Below are 24738 nucleotides of genomic sequence, written 5' to 3'. Positions count from 1 at the left end.
CTCAGTGAATTTCTTACTATGCGCCCGTAGCTCAGCAGGATAGAGCGACAGTTTCCTAAACTGTGCGTCGCGGGTTCGAATCCCGCCGTGGCGCGTCAAAAGGGGCGGCCCAGAAAGTCCGTGAAAACGGACTTCTGGGCCGCCCTTGATATATTTTCCTACGACAGTGCCAACATCGCTTTCATGTCCTCTTCGGCGGTAGTAATCAATTTCAATCCAAACATCTCTACGAGCACATCAAGCACTCCCGGCGAAATAAATTCGGGCGGCTTTGGTCCGATGCGAATGTCCTGAATGCCAAGGCTGAACAGACCCAGCAGAATGGCGACCGCTTTTTGCTCAAACCAGGACAGCACGATGCTAACGGGCAGCTCATTTACCGTACAGCCAAAAGCATCGGCCAGGGCCAAAGCAATTTTCACGGTCGAGCCCGAATTATTACATTGCCCAAGGTCAATATAACGCGGAATGCCTGTGTCTCCTACGGTCCCATAATCTACATCATTAAAGCGGAATTTTCCACAAGAAGTAGTTAAGATAACAGTATCATTCGGCAAGGAAGTCGCCAACTCGCGGTAATAATTCCCGCCCGTCCCCGGTGCATCACAGCCTGCAATGACGAAAAAGCGGCGGATATGTCCGTCTTTGACGGCTTGAATAATCTCAGGAGCGAGTCCGATCACGGTTTCGTGATGGTATCCCGTCGTGAGCACCTGCTCGGATTCTATATTTGCCGCAGGCAGCGATAAAGCACGCTCAATTAGCGGAGAGAAATCATCATTCATAATCTTCGTGACACCTTCCAGCCCCGCTACTTCATAAGAGAAGAAGCGGTCCGCATAGGTGCCTTTAATCGGCATTACACAGTTCGTAGTAGCGAGAATTGCACCTGGGAACTGCTCGAACAGCCTACGCTGATCGTACCAGGCCTTGCCTATATTGCCTTTTAAATGTCCATACTTCTTAAGCTGCGGATAACCGTGAGCGGGCAGCATTTCCGAGTGGGTATATATATTGATGCCCTTCCCTTCGGTTTGTCGCAGCAGTTCCTCCAGCGCGTACAAATTATGTCCTGTCACCACAATGCATTGACCTTCAATTTTATTCTGACTGACTGTTACCGGCTGCGGGATGCCAAAGCGATCTGTATGCGCTTGATCCAGCACGTCCATGATCCGCACCGCCGCATTTCCGACCTTCATAGCCATCTCCAGGTGCTCCTGTGTATTAAAGTTGGAATTGGTCAAGGTCATGTACAAGGCTTCGCGGGTAATTCGATCCACCTCGGGATCGCTATACCCTAGCTGCCTAGCGTGCGTCGCATAGGCGGCAATACCTTTTAATGCAAAAATCATCGTATCTTGCAAACTTGCTATTGTTTCGTTCTTGCCGCATACCCCAACAACTTTACATCCGCCATTCGGTGTCTGTTCACACTGATAACAAAACATATCGTTCCCCCCATAAATGAGATGATTGATCGTTATCCTCAACGTAACAAAACCCCAAAAAGCCATTTGTGATTGCACTCACTCTATTTATTTCCAATTCGTGAAATGTAGGCGTGCAAGATCGATCAGATCCATAGTTTCGTTAGAGCCTCCATAGGGCGCCAATGGGTGTCAACTGGCTTAGCCGCCATCCATCTCACGCCAATCCGAACCAATGCACCAGGCCGAAACCAAGGCCCGACAGCAGAATCGAACCGAGAAATCCGGCGGCAAAAGATTTGAGGCCCATTCTGCGGAAGGTCGCGATATCCACGTTCAGACCGAGTGCAGCCATGGCCATTGCGATCAATAAATAAGCGGCGACGATCAGCTGCTCCGTTACTCCAGGAGGGATGATCTCCAGCGTATTCACTCCGCTCATCAGCAGAAAGCCGAGGATAAACCATGGAATCGGAATATCCTTCCATCCTTTTTTTTCCATAGTTGCAGTTGCCGTTGCATTGCTCTTGCGCTCCACTCTACTCGCCCAGATGCCAATAATAATTGCGACCGGCACAAGCAAGGCCACACGCGTCAGCTTCACGATGACGGCCAGATCGACCGCCTCCTTACCACCTGGTGCCGCCGCAGCGATTACATGGGCGATTTCATGCAGCGTAGCTCCTGAGAAAATACCATACCCAGCCGCTGTTAATCCTAGCACCGGGTATAACAGCGTATAAGCCAGGGTGAACACCGTGCCCAGAATAGCAATTGTTGCCGCGCCTACTGCGGTCTCATCGTCATCCGCTTTGATCTGCGGGGCAATAGCCACCACGGCGGCCGCTCCGCAAATAGCGGTACCACAGGCAGTCAGAATACCCAGCCGCTGCTCAACCTTGAACAGTCTGGTGAACCCATACACGACAAAGATAGCGAATACAATATTGATGACAGCGATCGCCAGTACCTTCGGCCCGGCATGAATAATATCCATTAAATTAAGCCGCATGCCGAGCAGTATGATGCCGAAGCGAAGCAGCTTTTTGCTTGAAAATTGAATGCCCTGCATCGACTCCTGCGGCACTCCGAGCACAGCCCGCCAGATGATCCCGAGTAAGATAGCAATCACAAGCTGGCCCATTATACTCAAGAATGGAAAACCGGCTATAAATTTGGCGATAATGGCCAGAATCAGTGTAATGGCGATTCCTTCGGTGAAGCCAAATCCTTTATTTTGCCTCCATAAATGGATCTTGTTGCGCATGACCTTCCCACTTCCTAACCGTTGTAAGTAATGAATAAGAGTTCTTTTTCGGTTACAACTATACGGCGGTTTACAGGAAAGCGGAAATAAAGATCTGCTATCTTGATCATGAGGAATACTTATGGTTAACCCAGAATGGAGATAAAAACGGTTGTTGATCTTTTCGGGGGCAGGGTAAAATGGAGGTAGCAAACAAAGGAGACTTATATATGATTGTCGAGAATCTTAAAGTATTCGTAACCGTGTCTGAGCAAAAGAATTTCTCCCGAGCCGCCGAGCTGCTAAACCTATCTCAGCCGGGTGTCAGTCTGCACATCCGCAACCTGGAGAACGAGCTCGGTGCCAAGCTGATGCATCGTTCCCCCAAGCAGGTGAAGCTGACCGAAGCCGGACATATTCTATATCAGAAGGCCAAAAAAATTCTCGCCCTGTACGACGAGGCCCGCCGTGACATCCAATTACTGCAGGATACGGTAACGGGGTCCATTCATGTAGGCGCCAGCTTCACGATCGGTGAATACCTGCTTCCCCGCCTGCTTGCTGAATTCGTCGCTCAATACCCGCAGGTTGAACTGCAGGTTACAATCGGAAATACTTGGGAAATCGTGCAAAAGGTACGCAAGCAGGAGCTTCATCTGGGGCTGGTCGAAGGAACTGTAACAGAGCCGGGATTGACCATCACTCCCTATATGAAGGATGAACTGCTACTCGTTGCCGCGCCCGATCACCCGCTCTGTGAAATGCGACAAGCTGATGTCAGCAAGCTGCATCATTGGAGCTGGATTCTGCGTGAGAGCGGCTCGGGTACGAGAGCATTCAGCGATCGTTTCCTGCAGGAGCATAAGCTTGAAATCAAACGTACATATGTATTCAACAGCAGCCAAGGCGTCAAAGAGGCCGTTGCTGCCGGACTGGGCCTCGCGATTCTGTCCCGCTGGGTCGTCCGTAAGGAGCTGGAATCAGGCTCACTACAGAGCATCCCTCTCAAAGGGATAAAATTCACCCGCGATTTCTCCACGATTCAAACCGTGGATCATTCCCCCTCCATGGCGATCGAGCGCTTCTTGCAGCAGCTGATGGAGGACGCCAGACGGTTGAGAACGAGAGGACTGGGCTAGATACGCTCGGTTGGATGCTATTTAGGCGAGTCAAATAATTCATTTAACATCCGTTCGCGGTTGTTCAGAAACTCCTTCATAATGACATAATGGTCGGTCTCTTCAAGCGTAACCGTCCGCAGTCCATCCGGTGTTAATTGATAAATCACACTGTCCGGGTAGGCCATCAGAATCGGAGAATGCGTGGAAATGATAAACTGAGAGTGCTTGTTCACCAGCTCATGAATCCGCGACAGCATCGCCATCTGCCGGAAAGGAGACAGCGCCGCCTCCGGCTCGTCCAATATATAGAGCCCCCTACCGCTAAACCGGTTCATAAACGTGGCGAAGAAAGATTCACCATGCGACATCATATGTAGTGATTTGCCACCATAGGACTCAATAATCCGCGGAGCACTGGAGGTTATCCGATCAAGTTCATCGATTTGCGTGGCCAGATTATAATAGCTCTCCGCACGGAAAAAGAAGCCGTCTCGCGCCTTGTTCGCGCTCCGAACCGGACGTAAATAACGGTACAGCTCCGAATGCGTCTCCGCCGTCGCAAAGTTGAAATTAAGCGTCCCCCCCTCGGCATTGAAGCCGAGGGCTACCGCTATGGCTTCCAATAGCGTAGATTTCCCCATCCCGTTCTCACCGACGATATAGGTCACCTTCGGATGAAAATCAAGGCGTTCCAGCTCAGCGACTGCCGGCAGATGGAACGGGTACCGCTGAAAAGACGGTACCTCCTCCCTGAGCAGCGTCATACTGCGCAAATATGCCCCTCGTTCATATATACTCATGATTCATCTGACCTCCTGCTCTCTTCTTCTTGCTCCTGAAGCTGTCCATAATACAGCTTGCTATAGAAGCCGTCCCGTTTCAGTAGATCCCTATGATCCCCTTGCTCGATCAGTTGTCCGTCCTTCAAGACAAGAATCTTATCAGCCTGACGGATCGTATTCAAGCGATGGGCGATCACGAAGCTCGTCCTCCCCTTCATCAGACGCTGCAGACCTTCCTGGATCTTCAGCTCCGTTACCGTATCGATGCTGCTGGTCGCTTCATCCAGCACGAGGATCGAAGGATTGGCCAGCATCGCCCGGGCGATCGCCAGAAGCTGCTTCTGACCTTGGCTGATCCCGTCCCCACCGATCCCGAGCCTCTCATCGTATCCATGGGGCAAACGCATAATAAATGAATGGGCATTAGCCAGCCGGGCCGCTGCCTCAATCTCTGCATCTGTCGCTTCCAGACGTCCAAACGCAATATTGTCGCGGATGGAGCCCTGGAACAGGAATGAGTCCTGCAGCACAAATGCCATATGAGAACGCAGACTGTCACGACGAATCGAGTTAATGTCCTTATCATCAATCGCAATGATCCCGTTATCATGCTCATAAAAGCGTGACAGAAGCTGGATCAGCGTCGTTTTCCCGGCTCCAGTCGGCCCGACGAGTGCGATCATCTCCCCGGGCTCTGCCGTAAAGCTGATATCCTCCAGCGTATCCCCGTCCTGCTCATAAGAGAAGTACACTTGCGAAAAGGAGACCTTGCCAGCAACCTGTTCAATCGGCTGCGCGCCGCTCTCATCCGCTGCTTCCTCATCCTCGTCCATCACTTCGAATACCCGCTCCGCACCAGCGATCGCAGACAGCAGCGTATTCCACTGGTTGGCCAGATCATTGAGCGGGCGTGTAAACTGCCGTGCATACTCGACGAAGACGATAATGACGCCGACCGTTACCTGACCATAGATCGCCAGTACACCGCCAATTCCCGCCACGAGGGCAAAACTGAAATTGTTGAGGAAATTCATCAGCTTCGGAATGAAGCCGGAGATCGTCTGCGCCCAGAAGCCGGATTTGCGAATCGCAGCATTACGGGTGCGAAATTCACGCAGCACTCTTTCCTCCTGGGAGAAGGCTTTGATGATCCGTTGTCCGGACAAGGTCTCCTCGATATAACCGTTCAGGTTACCCAGATCCTTCTGGCGCTGTTTATAGAGCGGTCCTGTACGCCGGGTGATCCATCTCATCCCAAACATCATCAGAGGAACGACGATGAAGGTCAGTAGGGTCAATATAGGGCTGAGATAGAGCATCACTACGATCGTACCCGTCAGGGTCAGGACGCTAGAGAATATCTGGATGGCCGAGCTATTCAAGGTAGAGCTCACGTTCTCTATATCGTTCGTGACCCGGCTCATGATCTCGCCTTGCTGTCTTTTGCTGTAGAAAGAAATCGGCAGGGCATGCAGCTTGGTAAAAAGATCCGACCTCATGCGGTAAACCGTCTCCTGTGCAATCTCGATCATCCAGATGTTCTGCAGCCAGGAGGTTAGCGAAGAACCGGCATAGACGAGACCGATCCCTACCAGGAACCAGACCCATGGCTGTCCGCCGCTCCCCCCCAAATAATCATCTACCGCTACGCCCAGCATATACGGACCTAGTAGAGCTAGGGACGAACTGAATACGACCATCACCAGCACCAGGGTCAGCTTCGCCTTTCTTTGCGCCAAATACCCCCAGAGTCGGCCGAGCGTGCCGGACCAGTCTCTGGCCTTGGCTCTCGGTTTGCGGCCTGAACCCTCCTGACGCTGGATAACCTCCTTCGGATATGGATGCCGGAACGGCTCAACGAGCGCCTTGAACATGCTGCTCCTCCCCCTCTCTATGCTGGGATTCTACAATTCTCCGATACAGATCCGATTCCTTCATTAATTGCTCATGAGTCCCGCTGGCGATCAGCCTGCCGTCATCCAACAGCAAGATCAAATCAGCGGTAATCGTCGTGCTGATCTTCTGGGTGATAAGGAAGATCGTGCAGGAGAATTCATCGAGTGCCTGCATCAGGGCGGCTTCAGTACGCATATCCAGCGCACTGGTGCTATCGTCCAGAATGAGGATGTACGGCCTGCGTACCAAAGCCCGAGCGATCGACAGCCGCTGCTTCTGCCCGCCTGATAGATTCACTCCACGCTGACCGATCATCGTATCATATCCATGGGATAGGGAAGCAATCGTCTCATGGATCTGTGCCTGCTGGGCAGCCGTCTGAATCTCTTCCTCCGCTGCGTCCTCCCGGCCCCAAGCGATGTTATCTCTAATCGTGCCAGAGAACAGCAGTATCTCCTGCGGTACATAGCCGATCGAGCCGCGGAGGCGTGAGCTGTCGATATGGGCGATATCCCTGCCATCGATCCGAATTATCCCGCGGGTAGGCTCATAGAGCCGCGGGATCAACTGGACGAGCGAGGACTTGCCAGATCCGGTTGCCCCCATAATAGCGACGCGCTGGCCCGGTTCTACCTGGAAGGAAATATCCTCAAGCACTCGCAAATCGCTTCCAGGATAGCGGAAGCTAACCCCGCTGAATTCAACTCTGCCCTGTAATGGCAATGAGTGTTGGAGTGAAGCCACTTTGTGATCCAAAGCCTCCTCCTCAGAAGAATCCTCGGTCAATAACACTTCATTGACCCGCTGTGCGGAGGCCGCTGCCCGCGAATACGAGGTCATGATCCAGGATAATGCCGATAGAGCACCGATCGTCCGCAAGGAGTAGTTGACCACAGCCACAACCTGTCCTATAGAAGCGTCGCCAGCGGCAATATCCATCCTGCCGAACCACAGCACAGCCAGAATCCCTAGGTTCATGACGAACAAGACGAACGGCATCGTCGTCTCCGCTAATCTGAGCGCTCTGACGTTCCCCTCCATCAAGTCCCTACTGCGCTGTCCAAAGCGTGAAATCTCATGATCCCGCCGCACGAATACACGAATCAGACGCATGCCTGACAGATTCTCCTGAATAACACCATTCAGCCTGTCCAGACGCTGCTGGACCGTACGAAACTGCTGCGAGATTCGCCGGATCATCCATAATACGAACACCACCAGAACCGGAATCAGAATCGTTAGGAATAGGCCGAGTCTGACATGAACTACTAGCGCCATTACCATGCTGCCAGTAACGACCAGCGGTACGCGGCTAGCAAAGCGCAGGCCCATGAACAGCATATCCTGCATTTGGGTGATGTCACCGGTCAGCCGTGTAATTAATGAAGAGGTTGCGAAGCGATTGAAGACGGAATAGGAGAATCCCTCTACCTTCTCATATAATCTGTCACGCAGGTCATAGCCGAAGCCCTGACTGGCATGAGATGCGAAGAAAGAGCTCGCAATCCCCGCCGCGAAGGCGAACACCGCGCTTCCCACAAGAATCGCGCCCCAGATCCAGGCGACCGATAGTTGCCGCTGCGCAATACCGTCATCGATAATTTTAGAGATAATGAGCGGCTGCACCAACTCCACTGCTAGCTCAAACAGCATCATACAGAACGCCGCTGTCGCTGCCACTCGGTATTTTTTGATAAATGATAAAACCATGTGCCCACCTCCTAGTACCCAGTCATGCATTTCTCAGGCAGCTCTATGCAGCCCTATGCAGCCCTATATAGTCCCGTTCCATACAGTTCCGAGCCGTGGTTTCTTCTACGTGGAATAAATAGATGTAGAAATACAATTATTTTGCGAAATAAGCGTTGCAATACTGAAATAACTGCGCATATACAACTATTTTCTTGTTTTGGCCCCAGTCCGACGATATTTCACTCGAATAGTTGCAGAAATGCAGCTATATCGGCTATGAAAAGCAGGAAGGAGCATATAGTTGTAAATATGCACTTATCATCCGGGTGTGGGAGCTATTATTGAGGGGATTCCTCGTACGAACTCACTCTTTCCCAGAATCGTTCCCCATGTAACGCGCTGTTTGTCCCGCGGTGAAGGAAAAGCCTGCAAATCTGCAGGCTTTATCGCCCAAAGTCGCCTGTCCTTAGAAAATTGCTGCGAATGTGCAGGCTTTACATGGGACAGGGCTATCTCCAATTAATCGGCGCCCCGCTGACATGTACAATATTCAACTAATTTACCAGTAAACCTTGTTGTTTTATTATAGAACAGATAAAAGTGAAGTGTAAGCCCTTTAACGAGATAAAGCACATAAGTCAATCCAAAAAAATTAAAAGGCCCTAACCCGGAATTTCACCGGGCTAGAGCCTGACCTGTCATTCTATTATCCTCTGTTCATCTATATTAAATGACGGTATGCTCAGGATTCACTCATCACAAATTGATATGCGCTCTCTACCTTCTCGTCCGTCAGGTCGCCGCTGTTATCGAAGACGAGGATCGATGAAGCAGGGAGGTCCCAGTTCACTTCGGGAACGAATTGGACACGCTGCTTGAAGTCGTCCCAATGCTCCAGCTTCCAGTTGTCGCGTTCCGTCTGCCGCTGCTCGATGCGTTTTCTTTGCGTCTCCATATCCCCCAGGGTCACGGCGATGACTTTGACGTCTACCTCCTGTTTACTCAAGCCAGCAGCCGCGAGAACCTCATCGATCCAGGTTTTATTTTTCAATTCCGCAGTGAAAGGTGAAATCATAAATACGTTCTGCCCGGCAGCAAGATTCTCAATACAGATGTCCTTGGTTGTATCATATTCAAGATCGCGAAGTTGCTTCTTATAAAATTCGGAGTCCCGGTCATTTACGTCGAGACCGTTCATCTCTAGTATTTTCTCTACGAAACGTCCGCCAACCGTGTCCCGATCCAGGAACGCTGCTTGTATGCGTCTAGCTAACTTTCTAGCAACCGTCGTCTTGCCGGTTCCAGCCACTCCTACAAAAAACACCAATTTCTGCTTCACTCTAAATCCCCCTAAAGATCATGTACGACTCCTAATATTTTATAACATTGTATACTATCCAGACCGCCTTATTCCAATACTCGCCCAATAGCAAGCTGTCCCCCATAGAAAGGGCTAGTGATAAGAGCATTTGAAGTAAAAAAGTCGGCTCTCGGAACGCTCCGAGAAGTCCGACTTGAAACAGTCTACACCGTATTCAATCCAGTCCATTCAATCCATTGGAAAATACGCTGTGGTTCATTAGATGATTAATCCTGTATGGAAGCATATTGGATGCGGCGCTTCGTCTCAACCGCCAGTTCCTTGATGTTGTCCTCCAGCCTTGAAGTAAGTTCGTCGCTGATCGTAAATCCGCCCTGCTCAGTCCGGGATACATTCGCATCCGCCGCGTATACGCCAGCCAGAATATGACGTGATCCCAGCACAGACAATACCGGTTTCAGCGCGTAATCCATCGTCAACAGATGGGCGATGGTGCCGCCCATGAATATAGGCAGGATCACTTTGCCGGTCAGACCTTTTTCCGGAATCAAATCCAGGAAGGTTTTGAGGACGCCTGTGTAGGAAGCTTTATAGACCGGGCTAGCTACAATGATCGCATCCGCCTCAGCCACGAGCGCGTTAGCCTTCACAATATGCTCGGACTCAAATTTGGTATGAATCAGATCATCCGGCGGAAGCTCGCCAACATTGACATGCTTGACCTCGAAGCCTTCCTTCTCCAGCAGTTCCTCTGCCAATGTGATAATTGCCGTCAATCGGGAACCCGGTGTCGGCGTTCCGTTAATAATGGTTACCTTAGCCATGCTGGATCCTCTCCTTTATCTGTAAGTGGGTAAGTTTTATTGTCAAACTGACAAATTCGCTGTAATTCACTTCGATGCTATCAATAAAAAAATGGAATGTCAATTTGCCAGCAGGCTGAAAATGGAAACCTACATCAAATCCTCATTTTTGAACAAATGTCCGGCTGGGATAGGCGCTGCTGGGATGCTACAGCGCTTCGATCATGTCTCCGGCGAGCAACGAGGCCGGGTTACCGCTGCGCACGGCCGCGGCCTGCTCTCCGGCCAGGCCGTGCAAGTAGGTACCGAACGCCGCGGCTTGCACGGCGTTCAGGCCCTGGGCTAGCATGGCGGCGATGATTCCGGTGAGTACATCACCGGAGCCCCCGGTCGCCATGCCGGGATGGCCGGTCACGTTCACGTAGACCCGGCCGTCCAGGGCCGCGATGACCGAGCGCGCGCCTTTGAGCACGAGCGTTACGCCGTGCTCAGTGGCGAAGCGGCGCGCGAGGCCGATGCGGTCCCGCTGCACCTCGGCCGTCGTCAGACCGGCCAAGCGGGCCATTTCGCCGGGATGCGGCGTCAGGATCGTCGCCGCATCCCGGCGCTTCCAGGCCGCGAGGCCATCGGCCGCGGCCAGGATGTTGAGCGCGTCGGCGTCCACGACGAGGGGACGCGCGGCGCCCTCCCACAAGGCGCGCAGAAGCGCCGCCTCGCCCGGGAAGCGGCCCAGCCCCGGGCCGACGGCGAGCACGTCGCGCGCCGCGAGCAGCCGCAGCAGTTCGTCTGCTGCTGCGGCAGTGCCCCATCCGCCGGTCCCGCCATCGGCGACCGGCGCCAGCATTAGCTCGGGCACAGCCCCGAGCATATGCGGCAGCAGCGACGCTGGCAGCGCCCACGTCGCGAGGCCGCACCCGGCGCGCAGCGCCGCCTTGGCGGCCAACAGGCCCGCGCCGCTCATCGGCAGGCTGCCTGCCGCCAGCAGCACATGCCCGTACGTGCCCTTGTGCCCGTCCGGTTCGCGGCGCCGCCCTAGGTCCGGACCGAGTTCGCTCTGCAGCGACTCCTCGGTCAACATCACCCCGGCTCCCTCCAGCCCTGCCGGGAGCCGCGGCGGAATGCCGATATAGCGCACGATCACTTCCCCCGCTGCCTTGGCCCCCGGATACTGGGTGAGCCCGGCCTTCATGAAGGCCAGACACACCGTCACCTTGGCCTCAATGCAGGGGTCGTGCACCGCGCCCGTATCGGCATCCAGCCCGCTCGGGATGTCTGCCGCCACAATCGGCAGACCGCTGGCATTCGCTTCCGCAATAAGCGAAGCGTACACCCCACGCGGAGCTCCCTGGGTCCCCGTCCCCAGGAGCGCATCCACAATCCCCGTATAGCTGCGCCAATCCGGTGTACCCTCCGCTTCATCCGAATACACGATTCGCGGCAAATCCAGCGCCTCAATGATTCGCTGCTGAACCCCCGCCTCCCCGTTCAGACGGTCCGGCGCCGTCACATATAGCAATGTCACAAGAACGCCCCGATCTGCCAGATGTCTGGCGCATACCAATCCATCGCCACCGTTATTCCCTTTTCCCACCAACACAAGCCAATGTTCCCCGCTAAGCGTCTTCTTCTGACGCAAAATCCAATGGACTACTTCCTCAGCAATCGCCCTCCCTGCATTCTCCATCAATACGACCGCCGGGATGCCAATTTGCTCAATCGTATACCGGTCTACCTCACGCATCTGCTCTGCCGTTACGAACTCCATGCTTAAGTCCCCCCTTCGATTCTGTCACGAACTACCTTCTTATCTCCATAATATACCCCTTTTGGGCGTTAGCCTAAATAGCAGCGTATAGCCTTGTATTAGCCCAAAGCGCGAAATAGTGTCTCCTTAGATTCGAATTGCCCTAGTCGAGTCACCTAATCGCCTCCATATCCGAAGTAAAGCCTGAATTATGCAGGAATTTCGCAAAAATCCCGCCCCGGAGAGGACAATACCTGCAATAATGCAGGTATTTTCCCAAAATCGGCCTGGCCACGCGCAAAAGGGAGGAAAAGCCTGCACATTTGCAGGAATTTACTCAGAATAGGTGAGTTCGAGCCAGAAAGCCTGCATTTTTGCATCTTTTTCCTTCGCACGACCCACACAGGACAAATCGTGCCGTCACGCGCGTCAGTTTCAAGGTTCGCATGAGTAAGATGAGGTTATATGGGGTATTGGGGGCCATTCTAAGTCACATGAAGTCATTCAACTCCATCCAAGCCCCTACGAGGTCTTTCAAGCTCATACGTAACATTGAGTCCAAGGACCCGCTGCTCCCGGCATACCGTTTGATATTTTAATGGCTTAAGATGCAGTTGCGGTCTAGCAGAGTTAATAATAAATTTGATCGCTTCATATATGTAGAACTTGAAAACAGGAAATTCATGTGCAATAGTGAAGAGAGGAATATCGAAAGGGTGATTTGATGTCACTGTCGGAATGGATAAATGGGCTGCAGCAGCATGCCACACTATCCTTGACCGCAATCCTGGTTCTGGTTGCTTTCCTGGCTCTGTATGGAGTAACCGACTGGAGAATACGGGCTGGCCTTCGCTCCCGGCTGGAGCATCTTGAGAAGAGCATTAAGCTATACTCAGCCGCCTCCGCCCCTCTGCTGAGCAGTGAGGCTGACAATAAGCCAATACCGGAGCTGGAGAACGAGCTGATCGATCGTCTGCTCGCTTGTCGTGCGGCTCCTTACGCAACTGCCGATCTGCTGGGACAGATCGGTGCCTATATAGATGACCGTGATAATGCCAGGCTACCGCTGCTCCTTAGATCATTGGAACGGGAAAATGAACGCTTCATCGAAGAACGGGACAAGCTGTTAGGTTGGCTGGAACGCCCGAGTTGGGGAATACGGTTCTGGCTCCGCCTTAAGCCAGCTATTCCTTTTTTATTCGCCGCAGCTTTATTCATATTAGTATGTCAGCTGCTGGAGCGCTGGACCGGAATCAATCCGGAACTACAGGCCTCAGGCACCTTGGATACGATCTATTTTTATGTACGAATCGGCTCGGCCTTATTCTCACTGCTGCTCTTGTATCCCGCACTTATGGGCGGCTTCCGGCCAAGTGAAGGATCTATCCTGCTGCGATTATGGGGCTTTCTGGTCGCTGCGTTCTATCTGCTTCATTTTGTAAGCCCGGTACTTGCCCCTTACATTGCTGCAGCACAGATTTTATTATTTCTAGGCGGATTTCTGTTTACGAGGAGTACGCCACGCAAAGCTCGCCCCTTTGTCGGCCATTACCAGATCAGCCAGACGAACCGACAATCCGTTCAACCCGTTCAGGCCGTTGACAAGACAGATGCCGGGCCGACAAACACCGAGAACAGTCCACAGTCATCCCCTTTGGAGAATACGGAGAGCTTCTTAAGCAATAAAAAAGACCGTTAGAGCCTATTTAGAGTCTCTTAACGGTCTTTTACGTTTTAACCCCCGATTATCGCGATTCCGACTTCCGCAGAGGCTTCACCGTCTGCCGGGACGAACCCGAGGATCTCTGAGCCGCCGAACCGTTCGCCTCATAGCGTCTCCGCTCTGTTCGCTCCAATTGTACAATCTGTCCTTCATGAACAACGATATTTAGTGATCCGAACTCCATTTCATCAAGCATCCCTGCAATCCGCTCCAGCCATACATTGTCTACCTTCAGCGGTTTGGCCATCACTTATAACCTCCTATCGATGAACATCCTTAGTTCTTGATTTTTCGCGTAAACCAGCTCTTGAGCAGCAAGGTGACGAGCGCCAGCAGCAGCAATAAAGAGGCGACTGCGAACGACGCGGAGAACTGATATTCGTTATACAGGATCTCGATATGCAGCGGCAACGTATTCGTTGAACCGCGGATATGCCCCGACACGACGGAAACTGCGCCGAACTCTCCCATAGCACGTGCATTACATAGAATAATTCCGTACAATAGACCCCATTTAATATTCGGCAATGTCACCTTCCAGAATATCCGGAAGCCCTTGGCTCCCAGCGTAACCGCCGCTTCTTCCTCCAGTTGCCCCTGATCCTCCATAAGCGGAATCAATTCCCGAGCTACAAATGGAAAAGTCACGAACAACGTGGCCAATATAATCCCCGGTAGAGCAAATATGATTTTCAGATCATGCTCCTGCAGCCATGGTCCGAACCAGCCATGCGCTCCGTAGACAAGCACATAAATCAGGCCGCCTATGACCGGCGATACCGCGAAGGGCAAATCGATCAGCGTGATCAAAAACTGCCTGCCCCGGAATTTGAACTTCGTAATCGCCCATGCAGCCGCCACGCCAAAAATCGTATTCAGCGGCACCGTTATCGCCGCCACCAGCAGCGTCAATCTCAGCGCCGAGAGCGCATCAGGATCGGATATAGCCTGGACATAGACATGCCAGCCTTTTTTTAGCGCTTCGGTCAGCACGACGATCAGCGGCAGCCCGATCAGCCACAGAATCACAAGCACCGCCGCACTGACCAAGCTCCATTTGACGACACCCGAATCCTTCGATCTGCGACTCCTTATCGGAGGATTTGTCCCCGCTGCTGTTAAAGGTACAGAACCTGCCACGCTACGCCCCTCCCTTGGATTTACCAAATACATTAGTTCCGGCCGTGCTCATCTTGCTGCCCTGCGCACCCGACTCTGCAATGAATTGATCAGCAGCAGTAGTGCAAAGGAAATCAGGAGCAGCATAAGCGCGACCGCCGTCGCTCCGGCATAATCGAACTGCTCCAGCTTCGACATAATAAGCAGCGGAGCGATTTCCGTCTTCATCGGCATATTGCCGGAGATGAACACGACGGAGCCATATTCCCCGATCCCGCGCGAGAAAGCAAGGGCAAAGCCCGTCAATAGCGGTGGAAGCAGCTCCGGCAAAATCACAGAACGGAAGGTACGCAACCGGCTCGCTCCAAGCGTAGCAGCAGCCTCTTCGACCTCTGCATCCAAGTCCTGCAGCACCGGCTGGACGGTTCGGACTACGAAGGGGATGCCGATGAACATCAGCGCCAGCGTAATGCCGAGCGGGGAGAACGCCGTTTTGATTCCAAGCGGCTCCAGCCAGGAGCCGAGCCAGCCCTTGGAGGAATAGAGCGCCGTCAAGGACACCCCGGCGACTGCCGTAGGCAGTGCAAAGGGGAGATCGATCATGGCATCGAATATTTTTTTACCGGGAAACTCATATCTGACCAGAACCCATGCGAGTAGCAATCCAAGAACTGAATCCACCAGTCCGGCCACTGCTGCGGTCAAGAAGCTCACCCGGTAGGAAGCCAACACCCGCGGATCGGTCGCAATCGACCAGAACTTCTCCCAGGTTAGTCCCGTAGAATTCAACAAAAGAGCGGATAACGGAATCAATACGATCAGGCTAAGATATAAAATACTGTATCCCATCGTCAGTCCGAATCCGGGCAGCACGCCGCGTTTGGTGTTCGCCCTGCTTGCCATGAATTTCATCCTTTCTCTGCCTGCATTTTTTCATCTACTATGACCCATATACGAATTGTGCAGGCTTGCTCCTCCGCTGGATGCGGTCGTTCACTTAGGCACGTAAATCTGGCTGAAAATTCCGCCATCATTGAAATGCTTCGGCTGCGCCTCAGCCCAGCCTCCGAATACTTCGTCGATCGTAAACAGCTTGATGTCCGGGAACTGATCCGCAAATTTGGTCTTCACGCTATCTAGCGTGGGACGGTAATAATTCTCGGCCGCTATGGTCTGGCCTTCCTCTGAGTATAGGTATTCCAAATAGGCCTCGGCCACTTCATGGGTTCCCTTCTTGTCCGCGATTTTATCGACGACCGCGACCGGCGGCTCAGCCAGAATACTCTCCGACGGATAGACGATATCGAATTTATCGGGCCCAAGCTCCTTAACCGCCAACCAGGCTTCATTCTCCCAGGCGAGCAGCACATCGCCCAGTCCCCGTTCCACGAAGGTCGTAGTCGCGCCACGTGCGCCGCTATCCAGCACCGGAACATGCTCGAATAATTGCTTTACGAACTCCTGAGCCTTAGCTTCATCGTTATTATTATGATGCAGTGCATATCCCCAGGCCGCAAGATAGTTCCAGCGCGCACCTCCCGAGGTTTGCGGATTCGGCGTGATGACCTCTACTCCGTCCTTGATCAGATCATCCCAATCCTCGATCCCCTTCGGATTCCCCTTCCGTACCAGGAACACGATCGTCGAAGTATAAGGCGAGCTGTTGTGATCGTATTTCTGCTGCCAGCCCTCGTTAATCAATCCGCTCTCCTGGACAGAATCGATATCATAGCCGAGCGCCAATGTAACGACGTCCGCTTCTAACCCATCGATGACTGCCCGAGCCTGCTTCCCCGAACCCCCGTGGGATTGCTGTATCTTGACTTGCTGTCCTTTTTCCTTCTCCCAGTAGACCGCAAAGGCCTTATTATAGCTCTCGTACAACTCGCGAGTAGGGTCGTAGGATACGTTCAGTAACTGGATGCTCTTCCCCTTGTCTCCGTCTGCATCGGCATTCGCGCTCGCTTTGTCATTCTCTTTGTCTCCGCCGCAGGCGGCCAGTGCCACCGACATGGCCAGAACCAAACTGACCAGAATACTCTGCTTCACCACTTTGCTCATCGTATCACTCCCCATCTCCCGTATTATTTTGCCTTACCAAGCTAGCAGGAACTTTCCTTTCCCCGACCGTATATAGTTGTTCAAAAAGTCCGCCTCAAATCTACGAAGCAAATCAGCTTCATCTAATCCGACCGCCGCCAGCACTCCGTTCAAGGACAAGTGACCGCGATTTAATGGCGTAGCTTCTTATAACAAAAGACGGAGGAAACGCCCTGCTCCCAAACGGTCAAACCGAGCCGCTACCCGTGTCTGCCTAGGCAAGTAGAGCGTTCCTCCGTCTGTACGGTGAGAACATCTTTAATTATTCCTACCTGTTTAGTATGTTATGGTGTTATTTTATATGTACTGGGTATTCTTGTCAAACACTTTTTTAGTTGGAAAATCAATATTGCGAATTTAGTCCCATTTTTTCGACCGGATTGCTCCACTCTTTGTCTCATCTCGCGAGCAGCCCCACCCGCATTATGGCTATGGAGGTCTTCCTGAGCTCTAAAGAAACACCATATCGCTATTTCGGTAAAAATCCGCATTTAGCCCCTGATTTGCCCCAATAACGATACCCAGTTTCGTTAAAATCTTAAATTGCTCCTTTTGGTACAAATAGCGATACCTAGTTTAGTTTCGTTACAATAAAGCAGCCGCCTGTTTTGCATTTTCAAGGTCTTACATGCAGCTCCAGCCCAGCCCCGATCAAAAAAACAGGCAGGTCAGATGAGCTAAGTCGCTCTTCAACCTGCCTGTCGGTTCAAATGGTATTAGTCCAGTTCTGCACTTAGCCTAACACTGGTGCAATGCATGAAGCCTGGCTTACGGCCAGCTCTTGTCCAGTCGTCTCCAGCTTGCCAGTCTCAGCATCGCGCTTGAATGATACAATATTCCCGCTGAATTGGTTCGCGACCAGTACATAATCGCTCAGCACAGCGAAATTCCGCGGCCAGCTGCCTCCCGTTGAAGTCCAGTCCGGGTCGCTAAGCTTACCTGTCGCCGCATCGATTGCAAATCTCACAATGCTGTCATGTCCGCGATTGGAGCCATATAGATAACGTCCATCCTCAGACAGATGGATATCCGCCGGATAGCTCTCCCCCGTGAAATCCTCCGGGATCGTAACAGAATGATCGATGATCTCCAGGATTCCTGCGTCCCGGTTATAACTATAGATCGTAATCGTATTGTTCAGCTCGTTAATTCCATAGGCATATCGTCCGTTCGGATGGAGTACGAAATGCCTTGGCCCTGCTCCCGGCGGAAGCGCCACCTCGCCATGGGGAGCTAGACCGCCCTCCTGCAGACTATAAACAAAAACTTTATCAGCACCCAAATCTGATGCGTAAGCATATTTTCCTTCCCCGTCAGCGACAGCGCTGTGGGCATGCGCCTTCTCCTGGCGATCCGCGATCGGACCGGTGCCAACCTGCTGCGCCTTTGCCGTCATATGGGCCGCTTCCCCTTGCTCCCCAAGGGCGTAGCGACTCACGACCCCACTCGAATAGTTCGATACGATTACGTCACCGGATGGCAGCAAGTCAAGATGACATGGGTCCGCCCCCTCCGACGACAATGAAGCCAGCGCTGTCAGTTCTCCGTTGGCCGGATCGATCTTGTAGCTAACCAGGCGCCCTTCCCCCTGCTCGCTCACCGCATAGAGTCGTGTAGCTTCAGGGTTCACCCTGACAAAAGACGGATTCAATATCCCAGCGAAATGATGGACAATACGCAGCGCCCCCGTCTGACGATCCAAGCCACATAAGTAAATTCCCGGCTCCTCTGCTTTCGCGTATGTACCTACATAGAATGGCAATTCATCCTTCAGACCAAAATACGTCATATTCTTCATTCCTCTCCCTATGATTTTCTGTATATTCTCCAGTCCGATACTTGCTGATCGGTCCAGTTGGTGCATTCGGCAAAAACACGTAATATCCACCGAGGTGATCATTACCTCTACTTTTTGTCAATAATTATTATCACACTACGTATTTATGATATAATGATCTCGCAACAACTCCGTGAATTTTCAAGCTTCAGGGGTTACACTAAAATATTTTATTGAAGAAGGGAATTTATTATGGATTTCATCAATGTGGACTTCATCAGCCCTTTTTATATGCGCATTCTGGCAACGACATTCATGATCATGATGGCCGTATCCGTCATCATCATCCGGCTTAAGGCCAGTAATCGACCAGTTACAATCAAGAAGATTGTGATGCCACCACTGGGTATGGCAACCGGCTTCGCGATGTTCGTCGAACCGCAGATGCGGATTCCTATCCTGTATGGACTCATCGCTTTTGCCGCTGGCTGGCTCTTATTCTCCTATCCGTTAATCCGCACCACTCACTTCGAGATGAAGGACGGACAGGTGTTTGCCAAGAGATCGAGCGGTTTCGCCTTCATTCTGATCGGCCTGCTCGTCATTCGGCTCCTGCTGCATGAGGTTATAGAGCAATATGTGTCTATTCTGCAGACCGGATCGTTATTCTTCATCCTGGCCTTCGGCATGATTGTTCGCTGGCGGCTCTATATGCTGAGGAAATACCGCGATGTGACCACAGAGACTGGCATGAGCACCGCTAATCCAGAAGCATGACTGATTTATCCATATCTTAAACAAGATTGACCACCAGAACAAGTAGCGGCGGAGCGAAGTGATAGTTCATCCTTGCATTTTTCTAACTGGACATATCCTTGGCATGGAACTATAATGGCAATTGTAATCCGCAGTTAAATAGTTCAGGGGGGCTGGAGTAGGCCGGCTGAGATTGTATCCCGTTAAGATACTGACCCTTTAACCTGATCTGGGTAATGCCAGCGTAGGAAGAAATGCAGATATGAAGCTCTATTCATATTATCCATGCACCTATGCGTCCCGATCCGGGGCGCTTTTTTTCGTCTAACGAAACTACAGAGCGCTATGACCTCAAACACAGCGGCAAAAAAATTTTAACGAAACACCATATCGTTATTCAGGGAAAAAACCGTACTTTAAACACTAAATTCGCCCAATAGCGTTACCCAGTTTCGTTACCATTTTCTAAGGCCTCTTTGGGGGCAAATAGCGATACCACATTTCGTTAAAAGTTGCTGCTATGACTTCCTCAAGAACAGGCTGCGGATCTAGATACTTAAAGGAGGAATAACATTGCATCGATCAAAATGGACCCTGCTGATCCTATCCTGCATGCTAGTCTTACTCGCAGGCTGTGGCACGGCAAAAAATTCTGAAACCACCCCGACAGCCGACGGAAAAGCGGCAAGTAACGGGGAAACCAAGGAACTACGCGACGTTAAATTTGTGCTGGACTGGAGTCCGAATACGAATCATACCGGCCTCTATGTCGCTCAAGCCAAAGGCTTCTACGAGGAAGAAGGCTTGAAGGTAGACATCCTGATGCCTGGCTCCGGAGGTGCGGATGCGATGGTCGCTTCTGGCGAAGTGCCTTTTGGTATCAGCTATCAGGAGAGCGTCACCCAAGGACGAACTCAAGGGGTTCCGCTCGTCTCGATTGCTGCGGTGATTCAGCATAATACTTCCGGCTTCGCAGCGCCTGTAGACCGGAACATCAAATCCCCTAAAGATTTCGAAGGGAAAACCTATGGAGGCTGGGGTTCCCCGGTCGAAGAAGCGGTAATGAGCTCCATCATGGATATCGAGGGCGCGGATGTCAGTAAGGTGAATATCATCAATATGGGCGAAGCTGACTTCTTCACTGCCGTGAAGAGAGATATCGACTTTGCCTGGATCTTCTACGCCTGGACCGGGATTGAGGCCGAGCTGCGCGGTGAACCGCTGGATATGCTCTATGTGAAGGATTATTCGGATAAGCTGGACTATTATACACCGGTCATTACGACCAACGAGCAACAGATCAAGGATGATCCCGAGCTGATCAAATCCTTCCTGCGGGCGACCTCCAAAGGCTATCAATATACGATTGAGCATCCTGAAGAAGCTGCCGATATTCTGCTGAAGGCCGTGCCTGAGCTGGATAAAGACCTTATTATGGCCAGCCAGAAATGGCTCAGCCCGAAATATCAGGACGATGCCGCACGCTGGGGTGAACAGAAACAATCAGTGTGGCAGAATTACTCCGACTGGATGTATGAGAAGAAGCTGATCGAGAAACCGCTCGATACGGATGCCGCTTATACGAATGATTTCCTGCCGGAATAAGCAGTTAGAGAAGTCCTTTTTTCATATTGAATTGTAAAGAGAGGATGTGTGCGATAGTGGCAAATGCATTGGTTAGTGTTCAGATTATTCCGAAGACACCGAACGGAGAGGATTCCATTCCCTATGTGGACCGGGCGATCGAGGTCATTCAAGCCTCTGGCGTGAAATATCAGGTAAATCCGCTGGAGACGACGATGGAAGGCGAGCTGGATCAATTGCTGGATATCATTAAAAAAATGAACGAAGCTCTTATCGAGTTTGGCAGCCGAAATGTCATCTCTCAGGTTAAAATTTACTATAACCCGGAAGGCGCCAGCATGGACAAGCTCACGGAGAAGTATCGTCCATGAATATCCGGCGCATCTGGAGCAATGTATGGCCGCCTCTTCTGGCGGTCATCTTGTTTCTCTTTATCTGGCAGATAGCTACATCGCTGTTCCAAATCGATAAATGGATGCTGCCCAGCCCGACTGATATCTCGCGCGAAGCCGCGGCCGAAGGAGCGGGATTATGGACGCATACCCAAGCTACGCTGAAGCTTATGCTGCTGGGCTTCTCTATCGGAACGGCGGTCGGTCTACTGGTCGCTTTTACGCTGCATTATATCCCTTTTCTCCGCAAGGCGCTCTATCCGCTGATCATTCTTAGCCAGAACGTGCCAATCATTGCCCTGGCACCGCTGCTTATGATCTGGTTCGGCTTCGGAATCCTGCCCAAGATCATCGTCATTACGCTGGTCTGCTTCTTCCCGATCGCAGTAGCCGCAATGGATGGACTGAGCCGGACTGACCACGTTATGCTGGATTACATGCGGATGGCTGGAGCTTCCAAGTGGGATATCTTCATTAAGCTGGAGGTGCCTTATGCACTGCCAGCCATAATGTCCGGCGCGAAGATCGCCGCTACCTACAGTGTGATGGGCGCGATTATTGCGGAATGGATCGGGGCTAGCAAAGGGATCGGATACTATATGATGCTGCAGAAATCATCCTTTCGTACAGATCGGATCTTCGTTGCCATCGCCATCATTGTAACGATCAGTCTCGCCATGTTCCTGCTTATCTCTTTGCTCGAGAAATGGCTTATCCGCTACCATCCGTCCGAAAGATGATCTAACGAGAGGGGCTTCAACCATGAACTCAAATACGAATTTGCAAGCAACGACTTCATCTGCTCTGGAAATTGAAGCAGCCCATCTGGCTTTCCGCGAGCGCAGGCAGAGTCTTCCGGTATTGAATCAAATTTCACTCACCGTGCCGAACGGGAAGTTTGTGTCCATCATCGGGCCATCTGGCTGTGGCAAGAGCACGCTCTTCCACGTGATCGGAGGCCTGGTCAAACCGGACAGCGGTAAAATACTGCTGCATGGCAAGGACGTCACAGGTGAACGCGGACATATTAGCTATGTCCCGCAGAAGCCTGCGCTGTTCCCTTGGCGGAGCACGCTCGACAATATCACACTGGCCCGGGAGATCGCGGGCATGCCCATCAAGGCGGCGCGTGAAGAAGCACAGGCCTGGCTCGGCAGAGCGGGATTAGCCGAATTCGCGCAGGCTTATCCGCATAAGCTGTCCGGCGGCATGCAGCAGCGTGCTTCATTTCTGCGCGGACTGCTCGCACCGCAAGAGGTGCTTCTGCTGGATGAACCGTTCAGCGCCCTCGATGCGCTGACCCGAAGCGATATGCAGCGCTGGTTGCTCGATATCTGGGAAGAGAACCAGCGTACCGTGTTAATGATTACACACAGCGTAGAGGAAGCTCTTATGCTGTCGGACAGCATTTATTTATTCTCAAGCAGGCCCGCTACGGTGCTGCACAGAATTGATGTACCTTTTACCCGTCCCCGTACAGAGCAACTCCTTGATGACCCGCGCTTCCTGGAGCTTAAGCGTGATATCACCGCACAAATGCGCGTACAAATGCACAAAAACCAGCCGCTGTGAAATGACCCCTGTCGTCACTTTCGGCTGGTTTTTTTATCGGTATGGATACTCTGCAATTTCTACCTGGTTCACATCCAGCATAAGCTCAACCCACCGTTTGATGTACTCCGGCTCTGTATCTGTCGCAATAAGCCAAGAGGTACGGTAAACCTCGCTGCTCGCTTCCTTCCCAAGCCATGTCGGTACCTTCGGATTACTGTCCAGCACCTGATAAACTGCTCTAAGCTTGGCGTCGATCATACAGATCCGCTGCAAAGGCTGCTCACAATCCAGGGACAGTGTAACCTGCATGGAAATGACTCTCTTGTCTCGCTCTACGACAGCTTGAAGCTCCCTGTCACTCACATCTGGATACTCAGGTATTTGCGGACCTCTGTGCATTATTGTCCCCCTCCTTTTTCTAGTCTATTGAGAAAATATTCAGCACCTGATCTGGCAACTTGATCAAAGCATGCACCACATCAGGATCGAACTTGGTCCCACACTGCTTCAATATTTCTATCTTCGTCTCCCCAAGGAACATAGACAAGACTACTATAGAAGAAAACCGGTAGTATTCCAGTTTCGATAGTTAGTGGCGCGTTTAAGACCGGCGTATTCCCTAGAGGAGGGGTGAGTCGGGCTCGGGATAACCGCTGCCATCCCATCTCTCCTGATGGTATTTAACGATCTTGCTAATTTCCGATCCGAAGCCTGGATTGCTCTCAATCATCTCAGCCCCGATAATGGGGTACAATTTAATAATCTCCCGCTGGGTCTCCGATAACGATTCACTCTGCAGAATAACCTCTCGAGGGATCATCGATTTCCCTATATCATGCAGGAAGCAGCCCCGGACCAGTTGTTCCTTATCTGCATTACTTAGCTCAAGCGGTTTCGCTATTTTCTCAGCCAGCATCGCCACTCTTACGGAATGATGGTAAGTCTCGGGATGCTTGTACAACAATAACTTGATCCAGGACGCCATATCCGAATGTTTATCGATATACAGTTGTTTTATAAGATCAGCTGATACGACCACGTTTATCCCCCTAAAACCTTAGTCTGTCTGAAGCTCCAGTTACATTTCTCGAAACTCACGTACCGCCTCTTGTATGACCCCTGCTCCCATCATCAAGTTTTCAAGAAACTACCATCCACTCAGCTGTAGAATAACGCCGCAATTTAGCCGATATGAATAAAAAATGATCACCACGGGAATGATGTCGTACAATATTAATTATGCGACATGAAGTAGGCAAAAAGGATGAATATTGGTAAGGTTTGTTACTGTAACTATTTAACATTATAGGACAAAAGAACAACGTTTGCACGGCCATAAAGTCACATTAGTAGGAAAAAAGTTTCAATTCATCGGATTTGGACTAGACTTTGCAACAGAATTGAAAAATTCTAGGATGAATCCGCAAAATATACGAAAAAACTGCATAAATTTTCCTCGATTTAGCACAGATAATGGACATAAAACGACAGAATCAACCGCATTTAGCATTATAAGAAAACATTCAATATTAATGCACAGTAAGCTAGATCTTGCTCTTGCCCCACGATTGCCTCATGTCTGGATCACGATAACGATTCCTCCTCCCTGTAACAAAGAAAAACTGCAAAAATGCAGTTTTTCAGCCGGATATCCTCATTTTTCGTAAAATTCCTGCATTTATGCAGGAATTTATGCCA

The 24738-nt window shown here is 51.4% G+C and carries 22 protein-coding genes, 1 tRNA gene and 1 riboswitch; of the genes, 8 read left to right on the top strand and 15 right to left on the bottom strand.

The genetic code is table 11. The features are described 5' to 3' along the window. The first annotated feature begins 20 nt into the window (after positions 1–20). Positions 21–95: transfer RNA gene (locus BFJ94_RS22225), tRNA-Arg, on the top strand. A gap of 63 nt (positions 96–158) precedes the next feature. Here the strand turns inward: BFJ94_RS22225 and hcp are convergent. Beyond that, entirely contained in the window at positions 159–1451 is a 1293-nt protein-coding gene (gene hcp, locus BFJ94_RS22220) for a hydroxylamine reductase (RefSeq protein WP_120464595.1), read from the bottom strand. Between the two features lie 196 nt (positions 1452–1647). Further along, the gene (locus BFJ94_RS22215; RefSeq protein WP_120464594.1) at positions 1648–2697 is read right to left on the bottom strand and encodes a YeiH family protein; all 1050 of its coding nucleotides are present in this window, start codon (positions 2695–2697) and stop codon (positions 1648–1650) included. Positions 2698–2906: 209 nt separating this feature from the next. On the opposite strand from BFJ94_RS22215, the gene BFJ94_RS22210 reads away from it, so the two are divergent. After that, positions 2907–3815: a LysR family transcriptional regulator gene (locus BFJ94_RS22210; protein ID WP_120464593.1), complete on the top strand. Its 909-nt coding sequence runs from the start codon at positions 2907–2909 to the stop codon at positions 3813–3815. Positions 3816–3832: 17 nt separating this feature from the next. Here the strand turns inward: BFJ94_RS22210 and BFJ94_RS22205 are convergent, their stop codons facing one another. From BFJ94_RS22205 to BFJ94_RS22180, 6 genes are all read right to left on the bottom strand, one after another. Then, positions 3833–4597, bottom strand: coding sequence for an AAA family ATPase (locus BFJ94_RS22205; protein WP_120464592.1), 765 nt, complete (start codon positions 4595–4597; stop codon positions 3833–3835). Further along, on the bottom strand, positions 4594–6453 hold the full coding sequence (locus tag BFJ94_RS22200) for an ABC transporter ATP-binding protein (protein ID WP_120464591.1): 1860 nt from the start codon (positions 6451–6453) through the stop codon (positions 4594–4596). The genes BFJ94_RS22205 and BFJ94_RS22200 overlap by 4 nt, the downstream gene beginning before the upstream one ends. After that, the gene (locus tag BFJ94_RS22195; RefSeq protein ID WP_120464590.1) at positions 6434–8185 is read right to left on the bottom strand and encodes an ABC transporter ATP-binding protein; all 1752 of its coding nucleotides are present in this window, start codon (positions 8183–8185) and stop codon (positions 6434–6436) included. The genes BFJ94_RS22200 and BFJ94_RS22195 overlap by 20 nt, the downstream gene beginning before the upstream one ends. Positions 8186–8909: 724 nt before the next feature. Then, the gene (locus BFJ94_RS22190) at positions 8910–9506 is read right to left on the bottom strand and encodes a P-loop nucleotide/nucleoside kinase family protein (protein ID WP_120464589.1); all 597 of its coding nucleotides are present in this window, start codon (positions 9504–9506) and stop codon (positions 8910–8912) included. A 248-nt stretch (positions 9507–9754) separates the two neighbouring features. Then, on the bottom strand, positions 9755–10312 hold the full coding sequence (gene ssuE, locus BFJ94_RS22185) for an NADPH-dependent FMN reductase (RefSeq protein WP_120464588.1): 558 nt from the start codon (positions 10310–10312) through the stop codon (positions 9755–9757). Between the two features lie 187 nt (positions 10313–10499). Beyond that, the gene (locus BFJ94_RS22180; RefSeq protein WP_120464587.1) at positions 10500–12056 is read right to left on the bottom strand and encodes an NAD(P)H-hydrate dehydratase; all 1557 of its coding nucleotides are present in this window, start codon (positions 12054–12056) and stop codon (positions 10500–10502) included. Positions 12057–12759: 703 nt separating this feature from the next. On the opposite strand from BFJ94_RS22180, the gene BFJ94_RS22175 reads away from it, so the two are divergent. Next, the gene (locus tag BFJ94_RS22175) at positions 12760–13734 is read left to right on the top strand and encodes a hypothetical protein (protein ID WP_120464586.1); all 975 of its coding nucleotides are present in this window, start codon (positions 12760–12762) and stop codon (positions 13732–13734) included. Positions 13735–13780: 46 nt separating this feature from the next. Here BFJ94_RS22175 and BFJ94_RS22170 read toward each other — a convergent pair whose 3' ends face one another. The 5 genes from BFJ94_RS22170 to BFJ94_RS22150 form a co-directional block, all read right to left on the bottom strand. Next, a complete protein-coding gene (locus BFJ94_RS22170) occupies positions 13781–14005 on the bottom strand; it encodes a YezD family protein (RefSeq protein WP_120464585.1) in 225 nt (74 codons plus the stop codon). A 29-nt stretch (positions 14006–14034) separates the two neighbouring features. Next, positions 14035–14898, bottom strand: coding sequence for a sulfate ABC transporter permease subunit CysW (gene cysW / locus BFJ94_RS22165; protein WP_438803713.1), 864 nt, complete (start codon positions 14896–14898; stop codon positions 14035–14037). A gap of 48 nt (positions 14899–14946) precedes the next feature. Continuing rightward, positions 14947–15780 carry a sulfate ABC transporter permease subunit CysT gene (gene cysT / locus BFJ94_RS22160; RefSeq protein ID WP_120464583.1) on the bottom strand — a complete coding sequence of 278 codons (834 nt, stop codon included), beginning with the start codon at positions 15778–15780 and terminating at the stop codon, positions 14947–14949. 90 nt (positions 15781–15870) lie between these two features. Then, a complete protein-coding gene (locus BFJ94_RS22155; RefSeq protein ID WP_120464582.1) occupies positions 15871–16938 on the bottom strand; it encodes a sulfate ABC transporter substrate-binding protein in 1068 nt (355 codons plus the stop codon). Between the two features lie 772 nt (positions 16939–17710). Further along, positions 17711–18766, bottom strand: coding sequence for a lactonase family protein (locus BFJ94_RS22150; protein ID WP_120465367.1), 1056 nt, complete (start codon positions 18764–18766; stop codon positions 17711–17713). A 240-nt stretch (positions 18767–19006) separates the two neighbouring features. Between BFJ94_RS22150 and BFJ94_RS22145 the strand changes: the two genes are divergently transcribed. The 5 genes from BFJ94_RS22145 (at position 19007) to BFJ94_RS22125 (ending at position 23058) form a co-directional block, all read left to right on the top strand. Further along, on the top strand, positions 19007–19531 hold the full coding sequence (locus BFJ94_RS22145) for a CcdC family protein (RefSeq protein WP_120464581.1): 525 nt from the start codon (positions 19007–19009) through the stop codon (positions 19529–19531). Between the two features lie 135 nt (positions 19532–19666). Next, positions 19667–19778, top strand: a riboswitch (TPP riboswitch). Between the two features lie 305 nt (positions 19779–20083). Beyond that, positions 20084–21115: an ABC transporter substrate-binding protein gene (locus BFJ94_RS22140; RefSeq protein WP_229717178.1), complete on the top strand. Its 1032-nt coding sequence runs from the start codon at positions 20084–20086 to the stop codon at positions 21113–21115. A gap of 56 nt (positions 21116–21171) precedes the next feature. Continuing rightward, positions 21172–21465, top strand: a complete 294-nt coding sequence (locus tag BFJ94_RS22135; RefSeq protein WP_120464580.1) for a thiamine-binding protein — start codon at positions 21172–21174, stop codon at positions 21463–21465. Beyond that, the gene (locus BFJ94_RS22130) at positions 21462–22226 is read left to right on the top strand and encodes an ABC transporter permease (protein WP_120464579.1); all 765 of its coding nucleotides are present in this window, start codon (positions 21462–21464) and stop codon (positions 22224–22226) included. Before BFJ94_RS22135 ends, BFJ94_RS22130 begins: the two co-directional genes overlap by 4 nt. A gap of 22 nt (positions 22227–22248) precedes the next feature. Beyond that, a complete protein-coding gene (locus BFJ94_RS22125; RefSeq protein ID WP_120464578.1) occupies positions 22249–23058 on the top strand; it encodes an ABC transporter ATP-binding protein in 810 nt (269 codons plus the stop codon). A gap of 33 nt (positions 23059–23091) precedes the next feature. Here the strand turns inward: BFJ94_RS22125 and BFJ94_RS22120 are convergent, their stop codons facing one another. Further along, complete coding sequence (locus BFJ94_RS22120; protein WP_120464577.1) at positions 23092–23439, bottom strand: hypothetical protein; 348 nt, start codon at positions 23437–23439, stop codon at positions 23092–23094. A gap of 220 nt (positions 23440–23659) precedes the next feature. After that, positions 23660–24079 carry an HD-GYP domain-containing protein gene (locus tag BFJ94_RS22115; RefSeq protein WP_120464576.1) on the bottom strand — a complete coding sequence of 140 codons (420 nt, stop codon included), beginning with the start codon at positions 24077–24079 and terminating at the stop codon, positions 23660–23662. Positions 24080–24738 lie beyond the last annotated feature (659 nt).

It is taken from the genome of Paenibacillus aceti (assembly GCF_003614185.1).
Taxonomy (GTDB): Bacteria; Bacillota; Bacilli; order Paenibacillales; family Paenibacillaceae; genus Fontibacillus; species Fontibacillus aceti.
The sequence above is the reverse complement of the archived record's forward strand: the minus strand, read 5'-3'. Positions and strand labels throughout refer to the sequence as shown.